Raw genomic sequence first — 15,907 nt, forward strand, 5'->3', positions numbered from 1 at the left:
GTCCACCTTCCTCTCTCTTCCCTATCCCCCATTCCTCTCGTCCTGTCACTTTTCCTTTCATGCTGTCATATTTCCCTTCATCCGTAATGCCTTGATAATCATTCCCTTGTGGAGAATATGACAGCATGACAGGAAAAACAGGAAACTAAAATAACAAGTAATAGCAGCTAATTTTCCTTTAGCTGCTATTACTTGTTGTTAACTTCCTCAAATGTATTCTATATTGATTATCAATGATTTACATTATTATGGTACAAAAATGTTTCCTCAATTTGAGTAGTATTGATTAGAAAACATCTTGGATGTTGTCTCCTTGTACCTTTAAGGTACTATTGATTTAATTTATTAACTAATGAATAGAAGTTGTTTTTTATATCACCTTCAGAACACTTCAAGGCACTGAGTACATTAGAAATATTACACCTGTCGTTATAAGGTGCATCTGTTTCTGTTAACATCCTATCTCGTGGAATGAACTTAAGTATTTTTTTTCCATTCTCAGATATTGTCATAGCTTCATTTACAGAAAAATAATATCCCTGTGAAGCTATTTCTTGAATTAAACCTACTGGTCCTGAATACCAATGAAAAATTACATTCTTTATTTCAAATTTTATAAGTAAATCAAGGAGTTCCCTTTCCGCTCTCCGCGAATGTACACTTATAATTTTATTTTTCCCTTTTAAAATACTTAAGATATGTGACAAAACTTCCAGTTGCCTTAACTTTGACCGATATCCCTCTCTTGAAAAATCTAATCCAATCTCTCCAATATAAGATGTTAGATTAACTAATTTATCAAAAAGAGAAAGCTCATTAATAGAATCATCAGCTAACAGAGGGTGAAACCCTAATGCCAATCTGATATGCTTAAACCCTTTGAGATGAGAATACCCTATCTCAAAATGACTAGGTAAATTTGTCATTCCAATAATTATATTTCCTTTCCTTTCTTCACCAGCTATAAAGGTTTCAGGGTCATTAAATCTGTCAAAATGACAATGTGTATCAATTATCATTTAATTAAGATATTGTTTAATTGCATTATTACCTTCTTTTACTATCAATGTTTTTAATTCATATCTTGTTCGTTCAACAAGGCTAACATAATCATCGAAATTAGGATTATCCCTTTTTAGTCCCATAATATTTAATTCTTTTGAAATATCTTCTTTTGAAATATCTTTTTTCAAATAGTTCAACATAGCATAGAAATCATTGCTAATTTTCTTCGGTTGTTGAAAAAGGGTACTCATCTTAATACCATAAGTTGTAGAATCATTACAATTAACCATAGATGCTTTCCTATACATACAAGGCATGCATCTTCCACAGTGCGAAGCATGGGGATTGTCAGGCATGAATTGATGTCCTCCTCGTTTTCCACATGAATTACATTTATCTACAATGTCCAGCAAATAGCTTTTATTAAGACAATTTGCTACCATCTCTCCCTTTGTTCTGAATTCGTATGGATTTTCTATTATTATGGGAAGTGAAAGAACTGATAATAATTCTCTTATACTTTGAAGAAATAAGGGATGGGTAGTTCGTGTACTACATGCAGCTCTTCTTGAAACAGATAAAGGATAATTGAGTGAAACAGATCCATTCTCAGGGACAATTACTTTACACGACTTATATGCTGCAACCATAAAAGCAATGGATAGGAACATCAATGAGCGAGAGCGACAAGTAAGTTCTTTTGATATCGTTGGTGTAATACCTACAGGCTGCCGATAGATAAATTTATCAGGATATTGTTGTGTAAATTTTGTGATAATTCTCTCTTGATCAATTTTGGGACCTTTCATAATACTATCATGATGTGAGGCAAGATAAATTTGACACTGCTTGCCACAAGATTCCATATAATCAATAGCACCAATCAAAGAATCCATTCCTCCAGAAAAAAGATTTACTTGAGCAATATTATTAAACTCATCTGAATTCTCTTGATGAACCCATTCTATTTCAGGACTATCTTTAAATTGACATATCCAATAATCGCCTGTTAGAAAAGACAAAAGAGAATTTATTTGATTAGCATTTGATTGAAATAGTCTCGATTCTGGAACCTTAAATATTACATCTAACTCTCTAGACCAGCCGTTTATTGAGTCTTTATTTCTTGATATAGCTCTATCAATAGCATAAACCTCTGCAGATAAAAGCAAAAGTCCCGAATATACTTTGGGGATTCGTTCTGCAAAATATGAGATATTAAAGATATCGATAGTTACAGCCGTAGACTGAACAGTATGGCTTCCCTGGATACTAACTGATATTACAAGTTGCTTTTTTGATTCTTTTCCTTTGTAAGAAAAATCTAAAACCTCAATCTTCATCATTATCAAATATATTTAGAATTTTATTAAACTCTTCCAAGATAAATTTTTTCCCTTCATCACCATTCCAGTCAACGTTTATACTTTTACTACCATTAACTCCTTCTTGAATATCAGAAATAATTTGCTCTTTGATTTGTTTCATATATTTATTAACTTTTTCTTGAGCATATTTCTTCTCAAGTTTTTCAGTGAAATTTTGAGAAAGATGAACAAAAATATAGACCCCAAAGAATTTATCTATAATTTCCTGAAGTTTTTGGCCGTTCAATATGCTTTGAAGAACCTCTTCTATATTTGAAGAGGTTTCATTTATCATATCATTTAATCCCTCAAATGTTTCTGTTATTGCCTGATTTGCAGCAGTTTCATCTAATCCAATAACCTTATCGGAACATGCTTCTATCAGAATGTTTGAGATATCTTCCCATTTTTTTCCTTCAAGAGTGAGACCTTTAATTTTTAGCCAACCGTCTAACCCTTGTTGATGAATTTCTAAAATAGTATTTAAGAAATTCCCCATAACAGCTATACCGGCATGACCAAGTGCTCTAGACTTACCTGTAGCTACATTTTTCTTTCCACCAGATGCTTTAATTAACCTCTTTACAGAATATCTTACGTTTCTACTAAAAGAGTTGTTTATTTTTCGTATTTGTTTTTCAGAAGAAGTATACCTCACAGGTTGTGGCAAAGACTGTATTTGCTCAACAATATCTGAACTTTGCTCATCATTATCGTCAGGAATTATTTCTTCCAGTTTTTTCAAATTTTTAATAGCAACAGTCAGACTATTAGAGGATTTACCCCAATTAGGTTGCCCAGCAACAGAAGGGCTATGTCTTTGTGATGTTCCCATAATTTCTTATTTATTTTTTTGTTACGTTAGAAAACATGATCCTTGTAAGACTATTATTTTTATGAATAAGTTCGAGCAATATCTTATCATTATTGAATTTATTCAGTAATCTTTTTAGATAATTAGATATCGAAAATGGAGCTTTTTCAGAAACTCTAGAAAAAGTTTCAATGAATCTGTTATAAGCTCCATCAATTTCAAGTTCGATTAGATAGTAATATACTCGATATGGTTTAGTTTCTTCAGAATCGGTTAACAATTTGCCATCTAGAATTTCAAAGAAACTATCCAAATCAGCCCCATTTAGTACTTTTACATCTTCACACCGTTCTTTTATAGTGGTATCTGTATCTGCACTATAAATGATTTTCAATAATTTCTTAATTCTCTCGGGAATAAGAGTAGTTCCTCCCATACCATCTATCAATTTGTCACGGGAAACCCAGTATATTTCTCTTAAATCACATGAGCTGAAAAATGGTTCCATCGTTAGCAGTTCTTTTACATCTTTAGAGTTCCAATCCTTATAGTTTTCAACATCTATTTTATCTATCGCAGCTTGTTGCTCAAGTTCTTTGATCTCTGGAGAAAAACCTTTACTCTCAATAGTCCATCTGTTTAACTGTCCAAATAAATTCGAATGACTTATCTCCAAAAGCATGAGCTTTAACAACAAATATTTATTTGTTTCAGATAAGTTACCGCTCAGTTGGAGTAGTTGAAAACGAATCTCAAAAGCATTGAGGAAGCGTTTAATCAGTCTCGGATTGCGGTAGAGCGAATGACTTATTGAAGTAGTACAATGAGCCATAAATGCTACAATTCCAGCTAAATCTTTATTTTCTTTTACTCCCTGCATCTCTTTAATATTATTCCAACCATATCCTTCAAATTTGTGTTCAATAATGTATTTTTGAAAATCATTATGAATTGTTTGAAAATCAGATTGTGAAAGTACAGATTCGCATAATAGTAATGTTACATAGGACTCTACTTCTTGATCACTTAACTTCGGGATTGTATAGGGGATATGGATGAATTTGTCCATATAGTCTTCTCCAATACTTCTCGCACTTTCTCCTCTTTTTTGTATGCCAAGTTTCTCACCATATTGTCTCATGATGGCATTAGATACAATATTCTGATCAGCAGCAATAATAAATGCAGTCTTCTCTACATTTAAAAATAATTTAATCGCTTCAAGATTATCAATGATATGTTGAGGTAAACATCTGTCAAGATCATCAATGAGTATCACTATTCTTTCTTTTCCTGTAGCCTCTATAAGTTCGCAAAAACTTTCACGAAACTCTCTTACTGCAGAGAATTGATCTGCATTTATATGCGTATTTAAAGCTTTCTTTAAAAAAGTTTCGGCATCTTTTCCTGTTAATGCATCTGCAAGCTCTTTCTTTTTTTCATCACTATTATATGATTCGAAAAATGAGAGAAGACTTGGTAGTATTGTAAGACCACCAGTTGCATAGGTAAGAGCGGCTGGTGCTACTATATTTTTCACAGACCATAAAAGCGTGCGCATAGAGAAGATTTCTTCTTTAACAGTCTTTGCTAATTGTCTTACTGCACCAATACATTCTTTCTTAATACTAGTATTGCTTTCAAGTTTCTCAACAATACCTTGTATGAGAGCCATCTTTGCATCATCAAAACTCTCAAAACTCCAACCATCAAAGTATACGACAATAGTATTTTCCTTTGAGTCCGCGTCTTTTTCAATCTTTTCTTGTAAGATTTTGAGCGTACTGGATTTACCACATCCCCAATCCCCATAAAGTCCAATTGTAACTGGTAGATTACTTGGCTCCATTATAATTTTCTTTAGTAACTCTGCATGGACAGTGTAACCTAGTAAATCCTTTGATGTTTCTATATCTGACCACATGTGATATAATTTTTAAAGTTCATATATTGTTTCATCCCCACAGATATTTCTTATCTTGAGACGAAGAGGTTTTTCTTCTGAGGTAATTGTACCATCCCAGAAGATTTTGGTATCAATACCATTCTTACGTACATAACCAAGGCGGTCTATGAGGATTTCGGAGTCGCTGCGCCAAGGAGAAGAAGGATCGGCAGAAGTACAATCGAGGCTGAGGAACTCGATTGTTTCGAGTGCTTCTTCGCTCAACGTGATAGGATTAAATTCTTTACCAGCCTTCAACGCCTGTTGCTGTCCTTTAAGGTTGTATTCCTCTATCTTTTTATTCACACGGTCGCTAAAGAAACGATTGATGCTTACTTGCCAAACTTTGAAAGCCTCACCTTCTGGTTGGACTTCCTTCACATCAAACTCGGCATCGTCTTCCACTACAACGTTATCGAGCACGTTCTTTAAGTCTCTCAGTTCAACCTCTATCAGCGTGTTGTTCTGCTCTTTAATGAATTGCTTTATTTCTTTTATATCTGTGATATCTATATAATAAACAACTACTTTTTTAGTTTCGTCAGGCAGGTCGGGCATTGCTTCTTTCAGAATGCGATTCATCAGTGCTGTGTCTAACAAACGAGTGCTACTGTCCATTAAGTTTGGAAGATAAACAGGCAGCATACCTTCTTTCGTGTCATGAATACTTCCTTCCCAAAACTTATCGAGTGCATCTTCATTGCGAAGTCCAGGTATTAAGCTCTTCAGTTTATCCATTGTTTGTACAGGATTGCGATAGAGCGAAACACCATCTTTTACCTCCATCACTTCAAACTCTGCTCCCACCTTACGCAATCGGTCGCGTGTGGTTTCAATGCTGTTAATGCCAATATCGCAATGGATAAACCTGCGACCTAATCTATTAGCAACAGCAGCAGTTACGCCACTACCACCAAAGAAATCTGCCACAAGCATATCCTCATTGCTGCTGGCTTTGATGATGCGCTCCAATAACGCTTCAGGTTTTTGTGTCGCATAACCTACGGGTTCATTTTTGTCAGCAGGCTGTAACATCGACATCCTCCAAACATCATCAATAGTAAATTCGTCAGAATCTACATAAATTACTTTTCCCTGATTATCTTTTGCATTAACCAATTTTTGAGTTTCTTTATCCCAAATTCGTTTTATTTGCTTGATAGTTTCTGCACGTTTTTCCTTAACCTGATTATAAGTAAATTCATCAGACTTACTATAATAAAAAAGTGAATCATGATTTGAAGCGAAACGATTTACGTTACCTTGCATTTTGTTGTAATAATACCAAATAACCTCATTTCTAAACTTATCCTCTCCAAATACCTCGTCCATCAGAATTTTCACATAATGTCCTATATGCCAATCCAAATGCACATAGATAGAAGCCGTGTCGCTCATAACAGCTTTGATTGCAACGAGGTTCTCATACATCCAATTCAGATAACGTTCCTTATCCCACACATCTCCATACATCTTTTCTTCAAAGTTACGGAGTTCTTCGCTATCAAGCTCTGTCTCAGCTTGCTTAATAGCTTCTGCCACCCTAGGATTACGACGAATGTAAACCTTCTTAGCATAATCGGCACCGCTGGCAAAAGGAGGGTCAATATAAACAAGGTCTACTTTCACACCTTTCTCTTTAAGATAAGCACAAGCAGAAAGACACTCGCCACGAAGTACGAGATTATGATTAGAATTCTTGCCCACCACTTCTTGGCTTTCTACTTCATAGAGTGGCATACCACGCAGAATACGCTCAACCACTTTACTGTTATCACGATAACGCAGAATACGCTGCGTGCGCACAAAGTTATCGAGTATAGCTTGTCCTTCGAGAACATTAGGATCGTAAGAAATATATTTGATTGCCATAATGAATTCTATTATTTGAAAAATTGATTGATTGCTGTAATGGTCTTTTTATCTTGCTCGGTTGGTGTCATCGTATCTTCGATATACAAGAAACTGAAACGATTGTAACCGAAACGCTCGTTATTGAGTTTCACAAACTCTTCTTCCATAAACTGCCTGCGTTCAGCAAACTTGGCAGCAAAGCCTTCGCCTTTCGTCTCAATGATAAGTATTTGTTTGATTGCTTCCTGTTCATCTCTGCTAATCACTAAGAAGTCGGGTGTGTAATTACCGAGCAAACTCCAGTTCTTACCATTCTTTTTATAACAACGTATTTTGAAATCGGTCAGGTTATCATCTCCATTGAAATAAAACTCGAGTTGCTTATCCCGTATGATAGCTTGGAGGGAATCCGAAAAATAACTAATCTCAAAACTGCTGTCGAATTTATAAGGTAGATAATGATAAGTCTTATCATTGATGTTGCTTTCCGTTGGCTCGTAACTATCGGGACTATTCAATAGTGCTTGTATGGTTTGGTCTTGATTGCTTAATGTTTTAAGCGTATCAATGGTTGTTTGTATTTCTGCCTTTAGAGTTTTCTCACCTTTATCTGCATCAACTATCTTTAATACCTGCTCTTGGTTTGGGAAATATTTAGAAGTATCATTCACTTCTATTACTGATTGGAAGTTCTTAATCTGAAGAAGTTCAGCAGTCTCTGGTATAACTTCCTCTTTCACCTCAATAGAACGATGAGGAATAAAGGCTTTTCGTACATTGGCACGTACCTGTATTTGGTTGTATTCTCCCTTAAGAAAGTGTATACCACCACGAATATCTGTAATCGTATTAAAGATAGCTTGCAAAGCCGTGGTATATTTCTTTAATTGAGCAATATGCAAAGTGTGGAAGCTCTCTTTACAAATAAGATGTAGCCAACTGTTGAATGTTATTGGCTTATCGTGTTCATCATCCTGCAACTGTTCTGTAGCCTTATCTTCAACCTCTCCTTTTAAGTTTTGTTGTCGGATTAGTTGTAAGTCGCTGGTAGCATATAATTCATTTCTTTGCAGTTCTTTTGCTGTATTCAACTCATCTTCTAACACTAATGTCAGATAAGACACCTTCAACTGGAAGAAATCAATTGGGGGCACACGCAATTTCTCCATGCGTGAGAAACGCTGCAAGGTGTGCAGTTTGGCACTACCACTTTTGTTAAGTTCTTCAATAGAAGTGTGTTGCTGCTTATCCAACTCCTTATTTAGCGTTTTCGCATTATCATCGTTAAGCCAAATCAAAGCTGTTTCCTTGCTTTTCTTTACAACCTGTCGCAAGCAACGACAAGAAGTCTGCAGAACCATATTTTGAGGGCATGCGCCTTTTTGAGGCAAGATAACGCTGGTAAGACTTTTGCAATCCCAGCCCTCTTTGCCAATTTGTGCTAACAACACTATCTTTATCTTTGAGAGACTGGTGTCTAATGAAGCAAATTCAACAGCCGCACTCTCAGGCACAGAATACTCCTTGTTTCCTCCATGATATTTAAGAATAGTATCAGCAGGATTCAAGCCAAACTTAGTGATAAGTTCAGCAACAATAGGATAGATATTCTCTTCCAAATTATCTATGCGCCCACAATAGATTGCGAGTTTTGCACATGTACCATTAGAATAAACCAAATTGCCATAGGTATCAAGGAACTCTGACACACCTTTGCGGATAATAGTTTCATAACCACCATCTGACACTTTTATTGTAGGAGACTTCAAGAAATTACCCACACCTTCTATCAGCGGATAATAATAAACAACATTTGAAAGGTTCTTGTTTTTCAATGACAAGTCTAATCCCACCTTCACCGACTCGGCAGTGGAAAGATAAGGAGTTCCCGAGAAACCTAAAACAGAATTAAAGGTTTCTGTTTCTGTCCATTTATTAACAACTTGACGAAGTTTTATGTCTCCGTCTGAAGCATGGTGCACCTCGTCAATGAAAATAGAAAGATGGGGAATCTTTCCTACAATAGAACGAAGCTCATTAGATATCTCAAACTCTTTCTTTTCCTTATCACTAAGAAGTGATGGGCTTTTATCTTTATCTAATTTATCAAGAATTACTTTCTCAGCATTGGTCACTGCCACCAGACCACGAACTTCATTTGACGTCAGATGACTATTTATCTTTTGTGCATTTGGGTTCTTAACAAGATTGCTTTTTTGTGCAGTCTTCTGAGCATCAAGTACCTCAAACTGAATCTCATTCTTTATTTGAGATGCTGTAGGGTTTGGAAGAATCCACGTAGGGTCAAAGTCTTGTATATTCTTTATACTTGGGATAATAGAAGCCTTCAAGCCTGATGGAGCCAAGATCATAAAGTTATGTGCAAATGAGAGGTTATCTGGCTCATTTAATGAAAAATATAAGTCAAGATAGATAAACGCAGCCATCAAATATGTCTTACCGGCTCCCATTGGCAAACTAAAAATATAGTCAGGATAAGCTACATCATAAAAAAACTTCTTAAAGACTGATACATAATCGATTGTATCGGGATTCTCTTCAATGTATTTCTTTAATGCTGGTGCTGAAACATTCCCTTGTTCATCACTCTGACAAGCATATTCATAAAGTGAAGCTGCTGCTTTATTTGTTTCCAGAACAAGCCTTGCCTTAGCGGTAAGACTCATATTATCAAGATTGAGGGACAAGAAATCGCCCTCCGTGAAAAGCCTCCACAAAGGTTTATTGCCACATTCTATCTTCAAGAACAAGTAAGTCTTTATAGCCTCTATTTGTGCATCACGCATCATTCCTTTACCTTCAATGTATGAAAGCAAAGACTTGACAGGGCAATCTATACGACTTAACCACTCATTCCTTTTCCTTTGTATGATATTATAGAACATTATATTGTATCTAATTATTTATTTCATTAATTGTTATTTTAATCATTTGGCACATAATAATATAAAAAATGAAGCATAGAATTATCTGATTTTTTGGTAATTATCCAATCTTCTATGGCAATAAGAAATTATTCCAAGTATCTCAAGTGCATCTTGTTCTGAAATCTCCCAGTCAACTTTGGGTTCATGTGCAGTTGGATTTCTAAACATACTGCATAAACCTTTAAGTAAACTACAGAAACCTTCATGCTCATTCTTTTCTGAACTTGTTTGAAAATTATTTATAATTAATATGGGATTCTTGCTAAACACTTCCTCTATAAGTTTATTCCCATCCGTTTTTATTCCCGATAAATCTCTTATACGCTGGAACAATCCTTTGTTTGCCTCTAAAACAGCATGGAAGTAATTATTTACTAACAATTCAGCTTTACAGTATTTTATAATTTCGCTATGCCCCTTTCTTTGTTCTACTTCTTGTTTTAGATTGTTTGCCTTGATTTGTACATCAGAAATAGTACTTGCAACTGCAATTTCTCTAAACTTCCCTGACTCGGCAAGTTCATATCCAACGAATGCCAATTGTTGATTCACCTCACTTCTAATTCTTTCAAACTCTTCTTCATTCTTGATATATCGGCTTGGAGCAAGAGCATAACCTATAAAACGTAATATATTATTAGAGCATTTATTCTTATTCTGCTCACTGGCTAAAGAATTAAATAAATTCTTTCTTTTGGCAACCATTACACCTCCTTGGGTTTTATCCTCAATATTAGCCTGCAATAGTAATCGGTGTATTTCTGAACCAGTTAAGCCCTTATCTGTATCACCAAGTATATTCGCAACCATCTCGATAACATTAACGGGAAAGCATTTTCTTAATATAGCCATAAAATTTAATCATTTTGTTCGTAATAGTATGAGTAATCAATACCTTTCATGAACATTTCTCTATCATCAATCTTTGCGGTGAGTGCATGTTTTACTAAAGCCTTGATATGTGTACTATCAGATACACTCTCACGCATGGCAGACAGATAATCGTTCTTATCTATCTGACTCCAATCCACACACCGTTTGAGAGAACGCTTCAGCATGAGGTCAAGCCAAATACGAGTACTGCGACCATTGCCCTCCATAAAGGGATGTGCAACATTCATTTCAACATATTTGTCCATAATCTCATCAAGGGTAGTTTCGGGCATTCGTTCTATTGTTAGCAGCGTAGCGGGGAAGTGCATACAATTAGCGAAAGTGAAACCTCCTTTTGAAATATTCTTAGTTCGGATTTGTCCAGCAAAGTCGTATAATCCTCCAAAGAGATAGGCATGAATCTGTTGCAGGCACTTGACGCTACCAGGCTCTGCCGTTTTCAATAGTCCGCTCTCAAAAAGTTGGTAGGCTTTCTTCTTACTCTGCCCATCGATGGTATTGTCGCTGTAAGTAAACCAATCAAGAAATCCCATTGCCTTGACATTGGGTATTGCCTTTGCCAACAAGATTACTCCCTCACTATCTAACGTATCTGTCAATCGTTGCTTTCCGTCAGGAGCATGCAGTTTGAACTGGTTAGTGCCACTAACCAGTTCGTTCTTCTCCTTCTTCAACTTTGTTTTAAGATACTTCCAATAGTTTCTTGTCTTTTGATAATCGTCCTGCTCGTTGATTGCCGCAATGATATCAAGCACTGAGAACCACCATTTATTATGGTCGTCGTCCCATACCGCCCTTACCTCACGATCGTTGAAAAAACGAATAGATTTTTTATGCTCTACCATAATAAAGTTACTCATCTGGGATGTTAATTAATTCCTTTGGATTAACCTGCAAGATCTCTGCTATCTGAAATAGCAATTCGAGGCTTGGCTGTCGACGATTACAAACATATGAGTTCACAATAGTGAAACTCTTACCGAGTTTCTCTGCAAGCCATGTTTGCTTAATCCCTTTCTCGATAAGCACCTCTTTAATTCTATTAGTTGGACTTTCCATAAATATCATCTGATTGTTTGCAAATATAGTAAATATTCTTGTATAAAGAATAAAAAAGAGGAGATATTTCCTCCTCTTTCAAAAGTTTTATATCCACAATCCTATTTAACGTGAGTTCGATATAAGAATTAAATTAAAATATTCCGTTTCTTGTTGATTATAAGTATATTAACTTATTGGCAATTCTTCTTAAAATAGACTTGATTAGATAAAATAGCTCACTATAACCCTTTTAAGTGGTAATAAATACTCGAATTACAAGATTATTTCTTTATTTTGGGGGTTATAAATCTCTAAGTGTCTTATAGATAATATATTGGAGAAATTTCTTATATCGAACTCACGTTATTTATTCTTCTTGTTTTGTAAGTTATTCTGCATTAGACTATCTGCTTTTGCTTTCAGTCCCACATTATAATCATCTGTATGCTTTTTGATTCTTTTAATTATTGCAGCATTACGATGAATGTCAAACACATCATTGAGCCATAGGATTTCCTTTGGGCTGCATCCTCTCCATACTCTGATGATTTGGAATTTCAAAGCATCATCTTCATATTGCTGTTTGCGTTGCCACAAGAAGTAGTTGCTGACCAATGAAACAAAACAAAGGACAGATACTGCTACCATATAAGTAAAGACTTTCGAGGACTTGAGGTCAAAACTGTGCCTGTGAATATGTTCCTGCGGTATTGGATGCTCTTTATTCTCCTGCCACTCGTGCAACATGGTCAAGACACTTGCCACCAATTTGTCCATGGATTTAGCCTCCTCGTCCTTGATACGCACTTGCACACCAATATACTTGTTAATCACTTCTTTTGTTCGCTGTTCATACTGATTGAGCAATTCCTGTTCTTTCTGCTCATCACTTTGTGCTAGTGTAGATTGAACAGGGAGGAAAACAGAACCGTTCTCCTTTTCTTTCAGTTCCTTTAGTTCCCTGTAAATTGTTTCCAGCTTGTTCTTGATTTCCTCAAAGAGGACAAATGTATTATTATCTGCCATAGTTATAAATGTATTTTACGTTTTTTCTTTTTCTTCTTTTTGTCGAGTGTGTTGTAAACCTCCGCAGGAACAGTGCCATGAGTTTGAAACAAATCCAATCCTCCTTCTATGAGGTTGTTGGTAATTTCGCTCGTAACACTTGCAACATTGGATATGAGGTTTAGCATTCCTTGTGTCTGCTGTTCGTGTTCCCTGTTATTCTGTTGCAGGGCAAAGTCTATCTTGGAATAACTGAAACCCCTATCCACTTTAGAGCCATTGAAATGATAACCGTTCTTTTCAAAGATAATGCCCTGGACTTCTTGTGAGTTTCCTTTATACTTAAAGCGGACATCAATATCTTGCTTTTTCAAGTGAGCAAGAAGGTCTTTCCAATTCCTGCACTGGGCAATCTCTGCTTTCAACGCCTGATAGATTTCATACTTGGTCTTGTCAGGTTCTTTCAGTCGGTGTTCTTTGACATTCTCCTTACCACCAGCGAAGTACAAGCTATATTTAGCGGTCAGTTCCTTGCAAATTTTCTCACTTCTGAATCTGTCGTTACGGTCAGAGATAGTCTTGCCATTATTGTCTATCCGATTAAAAGCGATATGAACGTGCGGATGTTCCTTGTCGAAATGACGACCAATGACATACTGTGTATCTTTTATCCCCATCTTTTCCATGTACTCACGAGCCACTTTCGCCATCCATTCATTGTTGAGTTTGGGAGAATCTTGTGCGGAAAAACTCAGGGAGATATGTCCGACAACCTTACTTACTCGTGGATTCAATTCCGTTTGGTCAATGAAGCTCTGAACAATGTGGTTGATACTGTCCGTTCTTACTCCAGAAGTATCAATGAGTTCCGTTCCTTTCTTTGGGTCGAGGATATAGTTGATGACACCCTTGAAACCTGCACCTTTCATTATCTTGGCTATCATCTTCGTATCAGATTTAGGATTTCGTCTATCTTGCCAATGATGATTCTGTGGAAAGGAGCAACGGCATGAAACCCTTCCGCATTGGCACGATGCGCCAACTGGTTGAGATTGTTTGCCATGCCACACAGTTTACGGATAAAGTCTGCTTGTTCTACGGTCAGCCGCTCAACGACGTTTCCTTTCTCAAGAACTTTTCTTACAAACTCACTCATGGTTACTCCTGCGCTTTTGGCTTTGCCTTTGAGCGTATAATAATCCTCTGTGGTAAGTTTCACCGTGATACGGTATTTCTTCTTTTCGGCTGCGCCTTTAGTTGGGCGACCACCTTTGTTGTATTCTGATTTAGTCATATTTGTTTCTTTAATTTGTTTTGATGGAGACCGACGGGATAGTCCTCTGCACCGAGTGGCAGGAGGTGGAGCAAGTGGTTTTGGTATGCCCAAAACATAAACTTGCTCCCCGAAAAATAGATTATACGAAGCATATCCCATTGTTATGGTCTTATCCCTTTGATTTTCTTATTTTCTGCTTTCTCTGAATGCTTGAATTCAGCACATAAATACTCATTTAGGTCTTTATAATTCTGGAAAACGGAAGAGCAGTCTTGGACAGTAAAACCATCTCTTTTAAGTTGTTCTAAAGTTCGCATTCCTCCTTCATCATTATCTAAATATGAACAGATGAGCTTGTGCTTTGAAAGAAAAAATCTTGACTTTTTGATATTATTAATCGAGTTCAGTATCAGTGTAGCTTTCTTCTCTTCATCTGGACTCATCGTAAGCAGACTAAGATAATCCATAAAACCTTCAAACAGATTGATTTGTTCTGAAGGACTGGGAACATACGACACATCGGAAGGAGGCAAACACCCTTTGAAATATGGATTGCGCAAAGTATACCCATAAGAATTGTTTGGAAAGCCTATTGCGTAAAAACTCCTATCACCAATTCTATAATGGATTTCCCTACAATATTTTTTCGCAATATTCAGATTGATTCCTCTATGTGTGAAATATTCTATGAGATTTGGATGACATAAGTTGGTAGAGCCGACAACCTCTATATGTGATTGGCTTGGAGAATTTGTTTTGCTATTTGCTATGGAGAATTTTTGCAGGATATTTTGTTTGCCATTAAACAACTCTATAGCTTGTATTAAACTGCAATTATGTAACTTCATCACCAAATCTATTATACTCCCACCTTCATCAAGAGCAAAGTCATACCATAGATTTTGGTTATAATCAACTTTGAAACTTGGAGTATGTTCATTTCGGAATGGACTTTTATACATTCCGTAATAGCCATAATTCTTTATAGGGTATATAGACATACTACCTAAGTAATCTTTAATTGATATTGCTTTAATTTTATCTATTGTCATACTTGTAACTTTTAAGTCTATTACTTACTACAATGTTATATTCTTGTAAGTCATTGACAGTGAAAGAAAAACATGTAGTACTAACTATCTTTGTAGTAATCATTGCATGTGTATATGGTAGGCTGGTAGTAATGAGGTAGTAATACCCTATCTAATAGTTTACTACGGTCTAACCTTTTTTCTTTCAAAGTCTTATCTATCTTGTAGTAAAGTAGTATTAATAATTAGCATTATAACTTTGAATAAAGGGGTTGGGAATAATCTTGCGTATGTGGTAAACATACATAGGGTTGCCACCTATCCTTTTGGATTTCCGTAAGAAACCTGCCTTTTTCAAGGCTTCACCCATTCGCCTTTCGCTTAGATTAAGCGTGGTGTAAGCTCGCAAATAATTCAAGATTTCAGAAGTGGTCATATAACTTTCTTCGGTTACTGCAGGTTTTTCCATTCCTTTAAGAAGCATTTCATATTCAACGGTCTGTACTTGGAAACCTTCGCTCTCTTGATGCAGTTCGGCAATTTCCTCTTCATTGAACCAGTAATGGTATCCAACTCTCCATAATTCAACTGCTTCGGAGTACACCTTGTTGATATTAACCTCTTTAGCAGCGTCAATGTCAATGTGCTCAACTTCAAATGGTAGAAATCGACGACTTCCTGTCGGATCTGTTAGAAAGTCATTGCCATTAACTGATGCCATAAACCC

The 15,907-nt window shown here is 36.0% G+C and carries 14 protein-coding genes; all 14 read right to left on the minus strand.

Annotated features, from left to right (window positions below; genetic code table 11):
• Positions 1–329: 329 nt before the first annotated feature.
• Positions 330–1,019: a TatD family hydrolase gene (locus tag HMPREF6485_RS05355; protein WP_004345208.1), complete on the minus strand. Its 690-nt coding sequence runs from the start codon at positions 1,017–1,019 to the stop codon at positions 330–332.
• The gene (gene qatC / locus HMPREF6485_RS05360) at positions 1,020–2,351 is read right to left on the minus strand and encodes a Qat anti-phage system QueC-like protein QatC (RefSeq protein ID WP_004345210.1); all 1,332 of its coding nucleotides are present in this window, start codon (positions 2,349–2,351) and stop codon (positions 1,020–1,022) included.
• Complete coding sequence (locus tag HMPREF6485_RS05365) at positions 2,338–3,207, minus strand: hypothetical protein (RefSeq protein WP_004345211.1); 870 nt, start codon at positions 3,205–3,207, stop codon at positions 2,338–2,340. Before HMPREF6485_RS05365 ends, qatC begins: the two co-directional genes overlap by 14 nt.
• A gap of 10 nt (positions 3,208–3,217) precedes the next feature.
• On the minus strand, positions 3,218–5,110 hold the full coding sequence (locus tag HMPREF6485_RS05370) for a KAP family P-loop NTPase fold protein (protein ID WP_004345212.1): 1,893 nt from the start codon (positions 5,108–5,110) through the stop codon (positions 3,218–3,220).
• 12 nt (positions 5,111–5,122) lie between these two features.
• Positions 5,123–7,003 carry a DNA-methyltransferase gene (locus tag HMPREF6485_RS05375; RefSeq protein ID WP_004345213.1) on the minus strand — a complete coding sequence of 627 codons (1,881 nt, stop codon included), beginning with the start codon at positions 7,001–7,003 and terminating at the stop codon, positions 5,123–5,125.
• 11 nt (positions 7,004–7,014) lie between these two features.
• The gene (locus HMPREF6485_RS05380) at positions 7,015–9,891 is read right to left on the minus strand and encodes a DEAD/DEAH box helicase family protein (RefSeq protein WP_004345214.1); all 2,877 of its coding nucleotides are present in this window, start codon (positions 9,889–9,891) and stop codon (positions 7,015–7,017) included.
• 81 nt (positions 9,892–9,972) lie between these two features.
• The gene (locus HMPREF6485_RS05385; protein WP_004345216.1) at positions 9,973–10,785 is read right to left on the minus strand and encodes a TIGR02391 family protein; all 813 of its coding nucleotides are present in this window, start codon (positions 10,783–10,785) and stop codon (positions 9,973–9,975) included.
• Positions 10,786–10,790: 5 nt separating this feature from the next.
• The gene (gene fic / locus HMPREF6485_RS05390) at positions 10,791–11,687 is read right to left on the minus strand and encodes a protein adenylyltransferase Fic (RefSeq protein WP_004345217.1); all 897 of its coding nucleotides are present in this window, start codon (positions 11,685–11,687) and stop codon (positions 10,791–10,793) included.
• Positions 11,680–11,886 carry a helix-turn-helix domain-containing protein gene (locus tag HMPREF6485_RS05395; RefSeq protein WP_043900924.1) on the minus strand — a complete coding sequence of 69 codons (207 nt, stop codon included), beginning with the start codon at positions 11,884–11,886 and terminating at the stop codon, positions 11,680–11,682. Before HMPREF6485_RS05395 ends, fic begins: the two co-directional genes overlap by 8 nt.
• A gap of 345 nt (positions 11,887–12,231) precedes the next feature.
• The gene (locus tag HMPREF6485_RS05400) at positions 12,232–12,894 is read right to left on the minus strand and encodes a hypothetical protein (protein WP_004345219.1); all 663 of its coding nucleotides are present in this window, start codon (positions 12,892–12,894) and stop codon (positions 12,232–12,234) included.
• Between the two features lie 2 nt (positions 12,895–12,896).
• Positions 12,897–13,817: a relaxase/mobilization nuclease domain-containing protein gene (locus tag HMPREF6485_RS05405; protein ID WP_004345221.1), complete on the minus strand. Its 921-nt coding sequence runs from the start codon at positions 13,815–13,817 to the stop codon at positions 12,897–12,899.
• Positions 13,814–14,167: a plasmid mobilization protein gene (locus HMPREF6485_RS05410; protein ID WP_004345222.1), complete on the minus strand. Its 354-nt coding sequence runs from the start codon at positions 14,165–14,167 to the stop codon at positions 13,814–13,816. Before HMPREF6485_RS05410 ends, HMPREF6485_RS05405 begins: the two co-directional genes overlap by 4 nt.
• 143 nt (positions 14,168–14,310) lie before the next feature.
• Positions 14,311–15,201: a toprim domain-containing protein gene (locus HMPREF6485_RS05415; RefSeq protein ID WP_004345224.1), complete on the minus strand. Its 891-nt coding sequence runs from the start codon at positions 15,199–15,201 to the stop codon at positions 14,311–14,313.
• Between the two features lie 217 nt (positions 15,202–15,418).
• Positions 15,419–15,907, minus strand: a 489-nt coding sequence (locus tag HMPREF6485_RS05420; protein WP_004345225.1) for a VapE domain-containing protein, incomplete at its 5' end; no start/stop codon positions are given.

This window comes from Segatella buccae ATCC 33574 (assembly GCF_000184945.1).
GTDB lineage: Bacteria > Bacteroidota > Bacteroidia > Bacteroidales > Bacteroidaceae > Prevotella > Prevotella buccae.

Coding starts and splice junctions, on each gene's coding strand:
- HMPREF6485_RS05375 (WP_004345213.1), bottom strand. CDS start 7,003: ATGGCAATCAAATATATTTCTTACGATCCTAATGTTCTCGAAGGACAA.
- HMPREF6485_RS05415 (WP_004345224.1), bottom strand. CDS start 15,201: ATGACAATAGATAAAATTAAAGCAATATCAATTAAAGATTACTTAGGT.
- HMPREF6485_RS05385 (WP_004345216.1), bottom strand. CDS start 10,785: ATGGCTATATTAAGAAAATGCTTTCCCGTTAATGTTATCGAGATGGTT.
- HMPREF6485_RS05355 (WP_004345208.1), bottom strand. CDS start 1,019: ATGATAATTGATACACATTGTCATTTTGACAGATTTAATGACCCTGAA.
- HMPREF6485_RS05395 (WP_043900924.1), bottom strand. CDS start 11,886: ATGGAAAGTCCAACTAATAGAATTAAAGAGGTGCTTATCGAGAAAGGG.
- HMPREF6485_RS05400 (WP_004345219.1), bottom strand. CDS start 12,894: ATGGCAGATAATAATACATTTGTCCTCTTTGAGGAAATCAAGAACAAG.
- fic (WP_004345217.1), bottom strand. CDS start 11,687: ATGAGTAACTTTATTATGGTAGAGCATAAAAAATCTATTCGTTTTTTC.
- qatC (WP_004345210.1), bottom strand. CDS start 2,351: ATGATGAAGATTGAGGTTTTAGATTTTTCTTACAAAGGAAAAGAATCA.
- HMPREF6485_RS05410 (WP_004345222.1), bottom strand. CDS start 14,167: ATGACTAAATCAGAATACAACAAAGGTGGTCGCCCAACTAAAGGCGCA.
- HMPREF6485_RS05405 (WP_004345221.1), bottom strand. CDS start 13,817: ATGATAGCCAAGATAATGAAAGGTGCAGGTTTCAAGGGTGTCATCAAC.
- HMPREF6485_RS05365 (WP_004345211.1), bottom strand. CDS start 3,207: ATGGGAACATCACAAAGACATAGCCCTTCTGTTGCTGGGCAACCTAAT.
- HMPREF6485_RS05370 (WP_004345212.1), bottom strand. CDS start 5,110: ATGTGGTCAGATATAGAAACATCAAAGGATTTACTAGGTTACACTGTC.
- HMPREF6485_RS05380 (WP_004345214.1), bottom strand. CDS start 9,891: ATGTTCTATAATATCATACAAAGGAAAAGGAATGAGTGGTTAAGTCGT.